Raw genomic sequence first — 12,444 nt, 5'->3', positions numbered from 1 at the left:
GAAGGCGTTAGACAGTGAAGGCGTCTTGCAGCAGTTTTTCCTGCTGTTCGGCGTGCTTCGAAGCGTAACCACAGGCTGGCGCGGCAGAAGCATCGCGACCGGCGTATTCCAGGACCAGTGCCTTGTTGTGGCGGCCCAGGATACGGCGCATGTGGTGCTGGCTGCTGTACCAGGCGCCCTGGTTCATCGGCTCTTCCTGACACCAGACCGCATGCTTGAGGTTGGTGTAAGGGGCGAGGATTTCGACCAGATCGTCCTCAGGGAACGGATACAGCTGCTCGATACGCAGGATGGCAATGTCTTCGCGGCCTTCGGCACGGCGTTTTTCCAGCAGGTCGTAGTAGACCTTGCCGCTGCACAGCACCAGACGCTCGACCTTGGCCGGATCGATTGCGTCGATTTCCGGGATCACGGTCTGGAACGAGCCTTCTGCCAGGTCTTCCAGGGTCGAAATGGCCAGCTTGTGGCGCAGCAGCGACTTCGGCGTCAGGACGACCAGCGGCTTGCGCAGCGGGCGAATGACCTGGCGACGCAGCAGGTGGTAAATCTGTGCCGGCGTCGTCGGTACGCAGACCTGGATGTTGTGCTCGGCGCACAGCTGCAGGTAACGCTCCAGACGCGCGGAGGAGTGCTCCGGCCCCTGCCCTTCATAGCCGTGTGGCAGCAGCATGGTCAGGCCACACAGACGGCCCCACTTGTGCTCACCACTGGTGATGAACTGGTCGATCACCACTTGCGCACCGTTGGCGAAGTCGCCGAACTGGGCTTCCCAGATCACCAGCGCGTTCGGCATGGTGGTGGAGTAGCCGTATTCGAAGGCCAGTACCGCCTCCTCGGACAGGAACGAATCGTACAGATCGAAACGTGGCTGGCCTGGGAACAGGTTCTGCAACGGAATGTAGGTGCTGGCGTCCTTCTGGTTGTGCAGCACCGCGTGACGGTGCGAGAAGGTGCCACGGCCGATGTCCTGGCCGGTCATGCGGATCGGGTGACCTTCGAACTGCAGGGTGGCGTAAGCCATGGTCTCTGCATAACCCCAGTTGATCGGCAAGCCACCGGCCTGCATCTTCTGACGGTCTTCGTAGATCTTCGACACCTGACGCTGGACCACGAAACCTTCCGGCAGCTCGAGCAGCTTGGCCGACAGATCCTGCAGGGTCTTGAGGTCGAAGCGGGTGTCGTGACGCGCGGTCCAGGCATGGCCCAGGTACGGACGCCAGTCGACGAACAGCTCGCGGTTCGGCTCCTTGACCAGGCTCTTCACCACGTGCAGGCCATTGTCCAGCGCGTTGCGGTACTCGTCGATCTTGGCCTGAGCGCGCTCGGCGTCGATGCGACCGGCCTGGATCAGCTGCTCGGCATACAGCTCACGGGTAGTGCGCTGCTTGCTGATTTGCTGGTACATCAGCGGCTGGGTGCCGTTAGGCTCGTCAGCCTCGTTGTGGCCACGGCGACGGTAGCAGACCAGGTCGATGACCACGTCACGCTTGAACTGCATGCGGTAGTCGATGGCCAGCTGGGTGACGAACAGCACGGCTTCCGGGTCATCGCCGTTCACGTGCAGGATCGGTGCCTGGATCATCTTGGCAACGTCGGTCGCGTACTCGGTGGAGCGCGCATCCAGCGGGTTGCTGATGGTGAAACCAACCTGGTTGTTGATCACGATGTGCACGGTACCGCCGGTCTTGAAACCGCGGGTCTGCGACATCTGGAAGGTTTCCATGACCACGCCCTGGCCAGCGAACGCAGCGTCGCCGTGGATCGAGATCGGCACCACCTTGTCGCCAACGGTGTCGTTGCGGCGGTCCTGACGGGCGCGCACCGAACCCTCGACCACCGGCGAAACGATTTCCAGGTGGGACGGGTTGAACGCCATGGCCAGGTGCACTTCGCCACCCGGGGTCATCACGTTCGAGGAGAAGCCCTGGTGATACTTCACGTCACCGGAGCCCAGCTCGTTCATCTTCTTGCCTTCGAACTCGTCGAACAGCTCGCGCGGGTTCTTGCCGAAGGTGTTCACCAGCACGTTCAGGCGGCCACGGTGGGCCATGCCGATCACGACCTCCTTGGCGCCGTAAGAGCCGGAACGCTGGATCATTTCATCCAGCATCGGAATCAGGCTCTCGCCGCCTTCAAGGCCGAAACGCTTGGTGCCCGGGTACTTGGTGCCCAGGTACTTTTCCAGGCCCTCACCGGCGGTTACGCGCTCGAGCAGGTGGGCCTGCACGTCAGCGGAATACTCCGGACGGCCGCGCACGCTTTCCAGCCGCTGCTGGAACCAGCTGCGCTGCTCGGAATCGACGATGTGGGTGAATTCGGCGCCAATGGTGCGACAATATGTCTTCTGGAGTGCATCGAAGATGTCGCGTAGGCTCGCCTCCTCTTTGCCGATGAACAGGTCGCCGGCACGGAAGGTCGTATCAAGATCGGCATTGGTCAAGCCGTAGTGATTGATCGACAGGTCTACGGGCGCAGGGCGCTGCCACAACCCCAACGGGTCGAGCTTGGCAGCCTGATGGCCGCGCATACGATAGGCCTGGATCAGTCGCAGAACTTCAACCTGCTTCTTCTCGTGTTCACTGCTCACGCTCCCGGCGGAAACCGGTTGGGCGCGGCGCTGGTTCTTTGCCAGCAGTACGAAATGGTCGCGGATTGTCGAGTGCGATACATCAGTAGCGGTGCTGCCGTCGGCTGGCAACTTCTGGAAGTAAGTGCGCCACTCTTCTGGCACAGCGTTAGGGTCGTGCAGGTAGAGCTCGTAGAGCTCTTCCACATATGCAGCGTTACCACCTGAAAGGTGGGCGCTATCCCACATGCGCTGCATCACGCTTTCTTGCATGCTTGGTCACCCTCGATTAGGGGACTGATCGGCGAGAGCCACAGCAAACCTGGAAAAGTCCGAAAACAGCGACTGAACCACGCCACCTGGATCCTGCTGATTTTCCGGGTACCAGCCCGGAAAGCCCCTGCTGGTCTCATATCTTCATAGGTAATGAACGCGGGCTTTGTGGGCCCTTGTTCGGGTTTTACCTCAGTGCGGGCTCACCACCCGCACCTCGGCTTACTGCAGGTACAACGCTTTGTATCAGGTGCCGCTTTGCAGCAGCATGTTACGTACGTGACCGATTGCCTTGGTCGGGTTCAGACCTTTCGGGCAAACGTTTACGCAGTTCATGATCCCGCGGCAGCGGAATACGCTGAACGGGTCATCCAGGGACGCCAGGCGCTCCTGAGTCTTGGTATCGCGGCTGTCGGCAAGGAAGCGGTAGGCTTGCAGCAAGGCTGCCGGGCCCAGGAACTTGTCCGGGTTCCACCAGAACGACGGGCAGGAAGTCGAGCAGCAAGCGCACAGGATGCACTCGTACAGGCCGTCCAGCTTGTCACGGTCTTCCGGCGACTGCAGGCGCTCGATGGCCGGGGCCGGAGTGTCGTTCTGCAGGAACGGCTTCACCTTCTCGTACTGCTTGTAGAAGATGCTCATATCGACCACCAGGTCACGAATGACCGGCAGGCCTGGCAGAGGACGCAGAACCAGCTTGCCGCCCTTCACCACCGCCGACAGCGGGGTGATGCAGGCCAGGCCGTTCTTGCCGTTCATGTTCATGCCATCGGAACCGCAAACGCCTTCACGGCAGGAGCGACGGTACGAGAAACCCTCGTCCTTTTCCTTGATCAGTGCCAATACATCCAGCACCATCAGGTCCTTGCCGCCGGTATCGACGTCGAACGACTCCATTTTTGGCGCCGAGTCGGTGTCCGGGTTGTAACGATAAACTTCGACTTTCAACATAGCAGCCACCCTTAGTAAGTCCGGACTTTTGGTTCGAAGGCTGGAACAGTCTTCGGCGCAAAGTTGACGCCGCGCTTGGCAACGCGCTTCTCACCCGGGTAGTACAGGGTGTGGCACAGCCAGTTTTCGTCGTCACGGTCTTCGAAGTCTTCACGGGCGTGAGCGCCGCGGGACTCTTTACGGGCTTCCGCCGCGATGGCGGTAGCTTCGGCAACTTCCAGCAGGTTCTGCAGCTCCAGCGCTTCGATACGCGCGGTGTTGAAGGCCTGGGACTTGTCGTTGATCTTGACGTTGGCGATACGGTCACGCAGACCGGCCAATTGCTCGATACCCTTCTGCATGTATTCGCCAGTACGGAATACACCGAAGTAGTTCTGCATGCAGCTCTGCAGCTCACGCTTCAGGCTGGCAACGTCTTCACCGCTGGTACGCTCGTTGAGCTTGTTCAGGCGGTTCAGGGCAACATCGACGTCGGTGTCGCTGGCGTCGCGGTATTCCACGCCTTCGCTCAGCGCCTTCTCCAGGTGCAGGCCGGCAGCACGGCCGAACACCACCAGGTCGAGCAGCGAGTTGCCGCCCAGGCGGTTGGCACCGTGAACCGATACGCACGCCACTTCACCTACGGCGAACAGGCCCGGGATGATGTGATCCTGGCCGTCGGCGTCCATGGTGATGGCCTGGCCATGAATGTTGGTGGCAACGCCGCCCATCATGTAGTGGCAGGTCGGCACGACCGGCACCGGTGCGACCACAGGGTCAACGTGGGCGAAGGTCTTGGACAGCTCGCAGATACCTGGCAGGCGGCTGTGCAGCACTTCCTCGCCCAGGTGGTCCAGCTTCAGCAGTACGTGGTCCTTGTTCGGGCCCACGCCGTTGCCGGCGATGATTTCCTTGACCATGGAACGGGCAACCACGTCGCGGCCGGCCAGGTCTTTGGCGTTCGGCGCGTAACGCTCCATGAAGCGCTCGCCGTGGGCGTTGATCAGGTAGCCACCTTCACCGCGGCAACCCTCGGTGACCAGTACACCGGCGCCGGCGATACCGGTCGGGTGGAACTGCCACATTTCGATGTCCTGCACCGGCACGCCTGCACGCAGGGCCATGCCGATACCGTCACCGGTGTTGATCAGGGCGTTGGTGGTGGACGCATAGATACGGCCCGCACCGCCAGTGGCCAGCACGGTTGCCTTGGACTTGATGTACAGGGTTTCGCCAGTTTCGATGCAGATGGCGATCACACCCACGAATGCGCCGTCCTGGTTTTTCACCAGGTCAACTGCATAGTACTCGTTGAGGAATGTGGTACCCGCTTTCAGGTTGCCCTGGTACAGGGTGTGCAGCAGCGCGTGACCGGTACGGTCGGAAGCGGCACAGGTACGGGCGGCCTGGCCACCTTTACCGAAGTCCTTGGATTGACCACCGAACGGGCGCTGGTAGATGCGACCGGTTTCGGTGCGCGAGAACGGCAGACCCATGTGGTCCAGTTCGAAGACCGCAGCCGGGCCTTCCTGACACATGTATTCGATAGCGTCCTGGTCACCGATGTAGTCGGAACCCTTGACGGTATCGTACATGTGCCAGCGCCAGTCGTCGTTCGGGTCGGCCGAAGCGATGGCGCAGGTGATGCCGCCCTGGGCGGATACGGTGTGCGAACGGGTCGGGAAGACCTTGGTGACTACGGCAGTCTTGTGGCCGCCTTGAGCCAGTTGCAGCGCTGCGCGCATGCCGGCGCCGCCGCCACCGATGATGATGGCGTCGAAGGAAATGGTTGGAATGCTAGCCATGGATCAGATACCCCAGAGAATCTGCACACCCCAGACGAAGTAAGCGAACATCGCAACGCCGCATACCGCCTGGAACAGGAAACGAATCGCAGTTGCCGACTTGCCGAACGACATAGGCGTCAGGTAGTCGGTTGCAATGGTCCACATGCCGACCCAGGCGTGAGCGCCCAGGGCAACGAGGGCCAGCAGACTGAAGATCCGCATCGCGTTGTTGGAGAACAGACCATGCCACTGGGTGTAGTCGATGCCTGGGTGGGCGACCACGTAGCCGATCAGGAAGAGGAAGTAAGCCGCGAGAACGACCGCAGAAACGCGCTGCGCCATCCAGTCATAGAGGCCCGAACGCGACAGGTTCGTGACATTGGTTACCATACCCAAACTCCCACCAGAACGATCAGCACCACGGAGATGACGATCACGATTTTCGAGCCCAGCTTGCCGCCTTCCAGCGTCTCACCGATACCCATGTCCATGATCAGGTGACGAACACCTGCCACGAGGTGATAAAGCAGGGCGGACAGCAGACCCCAGGTCACGAACTTGGCCAGCGGGCTGGTCAGACACGCCTTCACCTCACCGAAGCCTTCCTCGGAACCCAGCGACTTGCCCAGTGCATAAAGCATGATGGCAAGGCCGATGAACAGGATGACGCCGGAGATACGGTGCAGGATGGACGTGTACGCAGTGACAGGGAGCTTGATGGTCCTTAGGTCTAGGTTTACAGGTCGTTGGCTTTTCACGGCTTTTTTCACACTGAAGAGCCCCTAGCGAATCAGGGCAAAGTTGTTGGTAAGTGTACTGGTCAGGTACCCACCACCCAGGGAACGGCGACCCCCAGCAGTTCGGGCTTGCAAGCCCCTGGCGGTCGGGTGCCGAGTATAGACAGTTAGGCTGCTTATGACAACGTGACGGGGTAGCCCAAATAGCGCATTGCCTTTAATGAACAAAAGGCGTAAATGGGCGAGAATTTCGGGAAAAATCAGGCTTGAATGCCTGATTCAACAAGCCTTTAGGCAAATTGACATCTGAATTTATCCCTCTATAGTGGTGCGGGCCCTGCGTGGGGGGTCTGTCTGATGATTTCAAGCATTAATAGGAGGCCACATGGCTGACAAAAAAGCGCAGTTGGTCATCGAGGGCGCTGCCCCCGTCGAGCTGCCCATTTTAACCGGCACCGTTGGTCCTGATGTAATCGACGTCCGCGGGTTAGGGGCCACTGGTCACTTCACCTTCGACCCAGGTTTCATGGCGACTGCCTCGTGCGAGTCGAAGATCACCTATATTGACGGCGACAAAGGTATCCTGCTGCACCGCGGCTACCCGATCGAGCAACTCGCCGAACAGTCCGACTACCTCGAAACCTGCTACCTGCTGCTCAATGGCGAACTGCCGAATGCCGAGCAGAAGGCCCAGTTCGTCAGCACCGTCAAGAACCACACCATGGTTCACGAGCAGCTGAAGTCCTTCTTCAACGGCTTCCGTCGCGACGCTCACCCGATGGCGGTGATGTGCGGCGTAGTCGGCGCCCTGTCGGCGTTCTATCACGACTCCCTGGACATCAATAACCCGCAACACCGCGAAATTTCCGCGGTGCGCCTGGTCGCCAAGATGCCGACCCTGGCTGCGATGGTTTACAAGTACTCCATGGGCCAGCCGATGATGTACCCGCGCAACGACCTGTCGTACGCGGAAAACTTCCTGCACATGATGTTCAACACCCCGTGCGAGATCAAACCGATCAGCCCGGTGCTGGCCAAGGCAATGGACCGGATCTTCATCCTCCATGCCGACCACGAGCAGAACGCCTCCACCTCCACCGTTCGCCTGGCAGGCTCGTCGGGTGCCAACCCGTTCGCTTGCATCGCCGCCGGTATCGCCGCACTGTGGGGCCCGGCCCACGGCGGTGCGAACGAAGCCGTACTGACCATGCTGGATGAAATCGGCGATGTCTCGAACATCGACAAATTCATCGCCAAGGCCAAGGACAAGAACGACCCGTTCAAGCTGATGGGCTTCGGTCACCGCGTGTACAAGAACCGCGACCCGCGCGCCACCGTGATGAAGCAGACCTGCGACGAAGTCCTGCGCGAGCTGGGCATCAAGAACGACCCGCAGCTGGAACTGGCCATGCGCCTGGAAGAGATCGCCCTGACCGATCCTTACTTCATCGAGCGCTCGCTGTACCCGAACGTCGACTTCTACTCGGGGATCATCCTCAAGGCGATCGGCATTCCGACCAGCATGTTCACCGTGATCTTCGCCCTGGCACGTACCGTGGGCTGGATCTCGCACTGGAAAGAAATGCTCTCCAGCCCGTACAAGATCGGCCGTCCGCGCCAGCTGTACACCGGCGAGCAGAAGCGCGACATCGTTGCTCTGAAAGACCGCAAGTAAGCTGCAGTAGCCGAACGCAAGAAGGCTGCCCTCGGGCAGCCTTTTTTATTTGTCCTGTGCCGGCCTCTTCGCGGGCTTGCCCGCTCCCACAGGTACTGCACAGATCTCGAGGGCTGCGCTGTACCTGTGGGAGCGGGCAAGCCCGCGAAGAGGCCGGCACAGACACCACAAAACCTCAGTTTTTCTCCGCCCGCTCGCGCAGCCCTTTCAGGGTATTGAACGGCGCATCCACCACGAACTTGTTGGCCACCATCGCCGGCACGCTACCACCTGGCTCGGTGTGCACCTGGTAGGTCACTTCAGTGCTGTCACCCTTGGGCACCAGCTTCCAGAAGCCTTCGACTTTTGCCACCCGAACAAAACCCTTCTCTTCCGGCAGGTAAGTCGGCTCTTCTTTCAGGTTACGGGTCAGGCTGCCATCCGCCTCCTTGACGGTCGTAATGTGCAGCACGGAATCACGCGGCGTCACCGGCCATGGCGTATTGAACTGGGTATAGGTCCAGCTCTGGTCACCTTCGTGCTTGAGCAGCTTCTGCGACTTGCATTCGTGAATCCAGGCACAGGCCCCGGACACGTCCTCCTGCAGCGCCTCGACCTTGGCCAGCGGCGCCTTGATCACGGTCACACCGCGATAGGCCTTGTACTTGGACCCGGCCACCTCACTGAGGGACACCTTGATGCCCTCCTCGTCCTTGGCCACTTGCCAGTTTTCAGCCCAGGCCACAGGCGACAGCAGAACACCCACACCACACAGCAGTGCAATACGCTTGAACGATCTCATCATGTTTATCCTTGTTGTCGAAGATCCAGCCTGTCACGCCGCCGTCATCTGCTCCCACCAGCCAAGAATCCTGATTGCCTCGTCACGATCACTGCCGCACACTTCGACATCTGCCTTGAAACCACCGCACACCGCCGGCCGCTCAGGCTTGCCGAACAGGTCGCAAAGGTTGGCGGCAGTCAGGTGCAGACAGCGCTCACCCGCCGGCTTGCCATTGGGCATTCGCGGCATCGCAGAGGTGATGGACGGGGCGATGCAGCAGGCACCACAGCCCTCACGGCATTGCATGGCTATTCACCTAAATCAGGACTCCCTGGAACAAAACGGGACGAACGTCCCTGGATAGTAACCGCTCAAACAGTCGTTTGAAATTGCTGTCACGATGAAATCTGCTGTGACCCGGCAGTCAGTTCCCGCCTATTGGCGATACTCAAAATCGATGGCAGCGCCCTCCACGTCATGACGGCTGTCATTGCGCAGTTGCAGCTGCATTTCGTTGTTGATCAGCCGGCCATTGAGCTGGAACGGACTGTCATTGGTCTCTGGCTTTTCTGTGAACATGGGCGGCAACAAAGGTTTGCGCCGCTGGATTGGCGAAGGCGTGCCCACATCCGGCTCAAGTTTGTCGACCATATCAACGGGCAGGCTGAGGTCCAGCTTTGTCTTGGGCAAGGGCTTGGCAACCGCTTTGCTGACCGGCTTGTGTGCAGGCTTGGCTGTCGCCTTTTTTGACACTTGCTTACCCTGAGCTGCCTGAGCCTGGCTTGCCGGTTGCGCAGCCAGGGCAGGGACGACCGGGCAGCAGAACGGCAGAAGGCACACGATCAGAACAAAGCAGCGCGAAGCGTTCATGGCAAATGGACAGACTGGCAGGAAAAATGCCTATGCTCCCTGTTCCACAGGCGGCTTGCAAGCCTTACAACAGCGTGACCGCAGTCTCCCTGCACAACTGCTGCGCCAGCAAACCGAGCGTAATCACAGCCCGCTCGGCCTCTTTATTCCAAGGTATGCCGCAATTGAGTCGGACACAGTGGTTGAACTGCTCTGTGTTACTGAATATCAGGCCTGGTGCAATGCTGATGCCCTGCTCCAGCGCGCGCACATGCAGCTCCTGGGTATTGACCCGACCGGGCAAGCTCACCCAGAGGATGAAGCCGCCTGTCGGCCGGGTCATCTGGGTACCCTCGGGGAAGTGCTGCTGCACTGCCAGCTGATAGGCACTGAGGTTCTTGCGATATTCCTGGCGTATGTAGCGCAGATGCCGGTCGTAGCCGCCATTTTCCAGGTAGGCTGCCACGCCCATCTGCGTCACGCTACAGGCCGAGTGGGTGGTAAACGTCTGCAGGCGCTGAATCTCGTCCTGGTAACGCCCGGCGATCATCCAGCCCACCCGCACGCCAGGGGACAGGGTCTTGGAGAAGCTCGAGCAGTAGATCACCCGGTCCAGCCGGTCGAACGCCTTCAGCGCCTTGGTCTTGCCCTGCTCGAACATCAGCTCACCGTAGATGTCATCCTCGATGATCTGGATATCGAAGTCCGAGGCCAGGCGCAGCAATTGCTTTTGCCGCTCTTCGGGAACGGTGCCGCCCAGCGGGTTGCTCAAGCGCGCAGTGAGCACCAGCGCCTTGATCGACCATTGGTTAGCCGCCAGTTGCAAGGCTTCGAGGCTGATACCGGTGGACGGGTCACTGGGGATTTCGATCACCTTCAAACCCAGCAGGTCAGCCAGCTGCAGCAAGCCGTAATAGGTCGGTGACTCGGCAGCGATCAGGTCACCTGGGCGGGTCAGCACCCGCAGCGACATCTGCAGGGCATCGACACACCCATGGGTCACGATCACTTCGCGCGGATCAACCAGCACGCCGGCATCGCGCATGCGTATGGCGATCTGTCGGCGCAGCGGCTCGAAACCGGGGCTGAACATGTAACTGAAGGCGCGCGGGCTATGGAAGCGCGTCACCTTGGCGATTTGCTGATGCAGGGCGCGCACTGGCAGGTAGTCGACATGCGGCACAGCAGCACCAAACGGGAACACACCATCGCGGCGCGCCTCAGTCAGCACCTGCTGGATGATGCTGGCGCGCGTGACCAGGCCCGGGCGCTCCACCCGAGCGATGTCCGGTGTTTGCGCGGTCAAGGCAGGGGTCTGGTGCACGTAATAGCCAGACTGCGGCCGCGCCCGGATAAGCCCTTGGTCCTCGAGATTGGCATAGGCCTGCAACACCGTAGCATGGCTCACATTGAGCTGGGCGCTCATCTTGCGCACGGAGGGTACCCGCTCGCCTGGCTGGTAGACACCGCGACGGATATCGTCGGCCAGTTGCTGGGCGATACGCTGGTACAGCAGCAGGTTGGTCATGTCGACATGCTCGTTGTTCTTGTACGGGGCACTGACGGTAGAGGATACCGTAACAGTTGCAAAGTGTACTGGGACAGATTGCAACGTAGTCGACAATACAACAGCGTGACAGCTATCGAAACGATTAAACCGACATAAAACGGGCCGCAAAGCGGCCCATTTCTACAAGACTCAGCGCGCCGGTGCGAGCCGCCCCTTGTCATCGGAGAATACGATCTCCACCCGACGGTTCTGCGCCCTGCCCCGCTCCGAAGCATTGGCCTCGATCGGGTACTGGTCGCCATAGCCTTCAACCTGCAGGCGCTTTTCGTCGATGCCCAGGTCCACAAGCATGTCGGCCACGGACTGCGCCCGGTCGCGCGACAGCTTGAGATTCTCCTCGCCCGCGCCAGTACTGTCGGTATAGCCCTCGATACGCACTACCCGGCGCGGGTTGAGCTGCAGGAACTGCACCAGCTTGAGCACAGTCCGGCTGGCCGAGTTCTTCAGGTCGGCACTACCGGTATCGAACAGCACATCACCCAAGGTCATCACCAAGCCACGGTCGGCCTGCTCCGAAGCCAACGCGGCAATCTGCGACTCGACCCACTTGCCCTGCTGCTGCACGCTGGCCAGTTTGGCCTCACGCAAGGCCAGCTGCAGGCGCTGGCGCTCCAGGTCGAGCTTGGCCTGGCGCTCCTGGTTCAGCGCAAGCTTGGCATGCTCGCGGGCAATCTCGCTGTAGCGCTGGCTAAGGTAAGCATAATGCCGCACATCGGAACCGGTGCCGATGTAACTGGACAGGCGCTCGGCGCGAGCCAGCGACTCACCCGCCCGAATCACGTCACGCGGCGCGCTGCGCAGCACATCGGAATCATCTTTGACCCCCTGGAAGGCGACGGTGGCCTCATCCAGCGCGGCACTGCTGCGCTGGCTGGCGCAACCTTGCAAACCTGCCGTCAGTGCCAACAATGCCAGTGCCGCCAAAGGCGTACGACGGATCATGGCTGCACCTCCAGTTGCTTGCGCAAGCGCTTGACCCGCGACTGCAGCACCTGCAGCTGCTCTTCGCTCTTCTGGTTCAGCACCTGGGCCTCGGCCAGGCGCGCATCCAGCTCGGCTTGCTCAGCGCGCATGCGCGCATCGCGGTAGTCCTGGGTAAGCATGTTGGCCTTGGCGCGGGCCAGCTTGTCTTCAGCCAGTTTCAGCGTTTCGACCTGCTCAGTGGCGCCGACGGCCTTGGCCTGGTCCAGTGCCTGTTCGGAAATGCGCATCTGCTCGTCAGGGGCCGGATCATTGGCGCAGCCAGCCAGGCCGAGCACGGCCAGGGCAAGGATTAGTGGTTGGGTTCTCACGC

At 60.6% G+C, this 12,444-nt stretch carries 12 protein-coding genes; 1 reads left to right on the top strand and 11 read right to left on the bottom strand.

Annotation, left to right across the window (positions count from 1 at the left end):
• Window positions 1-7 precede the first annotated feature (7 nt).
• The 5 genes from ACF8FG_RS08430 to sdhC all read right to left on the bottom strand — a co-directional run bounded on the left by ACF8FG_RS08430 (window position 8) and on the right by sdhC (window position 6,326).
• The gene (locus tag ACF8FG_RS08430) at window positions 8-2,839 is read right to left on the bottom strand and encodes a 2-oxoglutarate dehydrogenase E1 component (protein WP_010954951.1); all 2,832 of its coding nucleotides are present in this window, start codon (window positions 2,837-2,839) and stop codon (window positions 8-10) included.
• Window positions 2,840-3,085: 246 nt separating this feature from the next.
• On the bottom strand, window positions 3,086-3,790 hold the full coding sequence (locus ACF8FG_RS08425; RefSeq protein WP_003254212.1) for a succinate dehydrogenase iron-sulfur subunit: 705 nt from the start codon (window positions 3,788-3,790) through the stop codon (window positions 3,086-3,088).
• A gap of 11 nt (window positions 3,791-3,801) precedes the next feature.
• Complete coding sequence (sdhA, locus tag ACF8FG_RS08420; protein WP_003254213.1) at window positions 3,802-5,574, bottom strand: succinate dehydrogenase flavoprotein subunit; 1,773 nt, start codon at window positions 5,572-5,574, stop codon at window positions 3,802-3,804.
• Window positions 5,575-5,577: 3 nt separating this feature from the next.
• Window positions 5,578-5,946, bottom strand: coding sequence for a succinate dehydrogenase, hydrophobic membrane anchor protein (gene sdhD, locus ACF8FG_RS08415; RefSeq protein ID WP_003254214.1), 369 nt, complete (start codon window positions 5,944-5,946; stop codon window positions 5,578-5,580).
• Window positions 5,940-6,326, bottom strand: coding sequence for a succinate dehydrogenase, cytochrome b556 subunit (sdhC, locus tag ACF8FG_RS08410; RefSeq protein ID WP_008091902.1), 387 nt, complete (start codon window positions 6,324-6,326; stop codon window positions 5,940-5,942). Before sdhC ends, sdhD begins: the two co-directional genes overlap by 7 nt.
• A 352-nt stretch (window positions 6,327-6,678) precedes the next feature.
• Here sdhC and gltA point away from each other — a divergent pair, with 352 nt between their 5' ends.
• Complete coding sequence (gene gltA / locus ACF8FG_RS08405) at window positions 6,679-7,968, top strand: citrate synthase (protein WP_003254218.1); 1,290 nt, start codon at window positions 6,679-6,681, stop codon at window positions 7,966-7,968.
• 175 nt (window positions 7,969-8,143) lie between these two features.
• Here gltA and ACF8FG_RS08400 read toward each other — a convergent pair whose 3' ends face one another.
• The 6 genes from ACF8FG_RS08400 to ACF8FG_RS08375 all read right to left on the bottom strand — a co-directional run bounded on the left by ACF8FG_RS08400 (window position 8,144) and on the right by ACF8FG_RS08375 (window position 12,442).
• Entirely contained in the window at window positions 8,144-8,749 is a 606-nt protein-coding gene (locus ACF8FG_RS08400) for an START domain-containing protein (RefSeq protein ID WP_041166874.1), read from the bottom strand.
• A gap of 33 nt (window positions 8,750-8,782) precedes the next feature.
• A complete protein-coding gene (locus tag ACF8FG_RS08395) occupies window positions 8,783-9,037 on the bottom strand; it encodes a YkgJ family cysteine cluster protein (protein WP_019437847.1) in 255 nt (84 codons plus the stop codon).
• Window positions 9,038-9,166: 129 nt separating this feature from the next.
• Window positions 9,167-9,601: a hypothetical protein gene (locus tag ACF8FG_RS08390; protein WP_019437848.1), complete on the bottom strand. Its 435-nt coding sequence runs from the start codon at window positions 9,599-9,601 to the stop codon at window positions 9,167-9,169.
• A gap of 64 nt (window positions 9,602-9,665) precedes the next feature.
• Complete coding sequence (locus tag ACF8FG_RS08385; protein ID WP_003254223.1) at window positions 9,666-11,108, bottom strand: PLP-dependent aminotransferase family protein; 1,443 nt, start codon at window positions 11,106-11,108, stop codon at window positions 9,666-9,668.
• Between the two features lie 171 nt (window positions 11,109-11,279).
• Window positions 11,280-12,092: an OmpA family protein gene (locus ACF8FG_RS08380; protein ID WP_010954955.1), complete on the bottom strand. Its 813-nt coding sequence runs from the start codon at window positions 12,090-12,092 to the stop codon at window positions 11,280-11,282.
• Window positions 12,089-12,442: a DUF4398 domain-containing protein gene (locus tag ACF8FG_RS08375; RefSeq protein ID WP_003254227.1), complete on the bottom strand. Its 354-nt coding sequence runs from the start codon at window positions 12,440-12,442 to the stop codon at window positions 12,089-12,091. The genes ACF8FG_RS08380 and ACF8FG_RS08375 overlap by 4 nt, the downstream gene beginning before the upstream one ends.
• Between the last annotated feature and the right edge of the window lie 2 nt (window positions 12,443-12,444).

The organism is Pseudomonas sp. YQ_6, from assembly GCF_043103245.1.
GTDB lineage: Bacteria > Pseudomonadota > Gammaproteobacteria > Pseudomonadales > Pseudomonadaceae > Aquipseudomonas > Aquipseudomonas alloputida.
The sequence above is the reverse complement of the archived record's forward strand: the minus strand, read 5'-3'. Positions and strand labels throughout refer to the sequence as shown.

Bases quoted from the DNA above. Each gene is read 5' to 3' on its own strand.
- ACF8FG_RS08395 (WP_019437847.1), bottom strand. From the start codon at position 9,037: ATGCAATGCCGTGAGGGCTGTGGTGCCTGCTGCATCGCCCCGTCCATC.
- ACF8FG_RS08380 (WP_010954955.1), bottom strand. From the start codon at position 12,092: ATGATCCGTCGTACGCCTTTGGCGGCACTGGCATTGTTGGCACTGACG.
- ACF8FG_RS08430 (WP_010954951.1), bottom strand. From the start codon at position 2,839: ATGCAAGAAAGCGTGATGCAGCGCATGTGGGATAGCGCCCACCTTTCA.
- ACF8FG_RS08400 (WP_041166874.1), bottom strand. From the start codon at position 8,749: ATGAGATCGTTCAAGCGTATTGCACTGCTGTGTGGTGTGGGTGTTCTG.
- ACF8FG_RS08385 (WP_003254223.1), bottom strand. From the start codon at position 11,108: ATGACCAACCTGCTGCTGTACCAGCGTATCGCCCAGCAACTGGCCGAC.
- sdhA (WP_003254213.1), bottom strand. From the start codon at position 5,574: ATGGCTAGCATTCCAACCATTTCCTTCGACGCCATCATCATCGGTGGC.
- ACF8FG_RS08390 (WP_019437848.1), bottom strand. From the start codon at position 9,601: ATGAACGCTTCGCGCTGCTTTGTTCTGATCGTGTGCCTTCTGCCGTTC.
- sdhD (WP_003254214.1), bottom strand. From the start codon at position 5,946: ATGGTAACCAATGTCACGAACCTGTCGCGTTCGGGCCTCTATGACTGG.
- ACF8FG_RS08425 (WP_003254212.1), bottom strand. From the start codon at position 3,790: ATGTTGAAAGTCGAAGTTTATCGTTACAACCCGGACACCGACTCGGCG.
- gltA (WP_003254218.1), top strand. From the start codon at position 6,679: ATGGCTGACAAAAAAGCGCAGTTGGTCATCGAGGGCGCTGCCCCCGTC.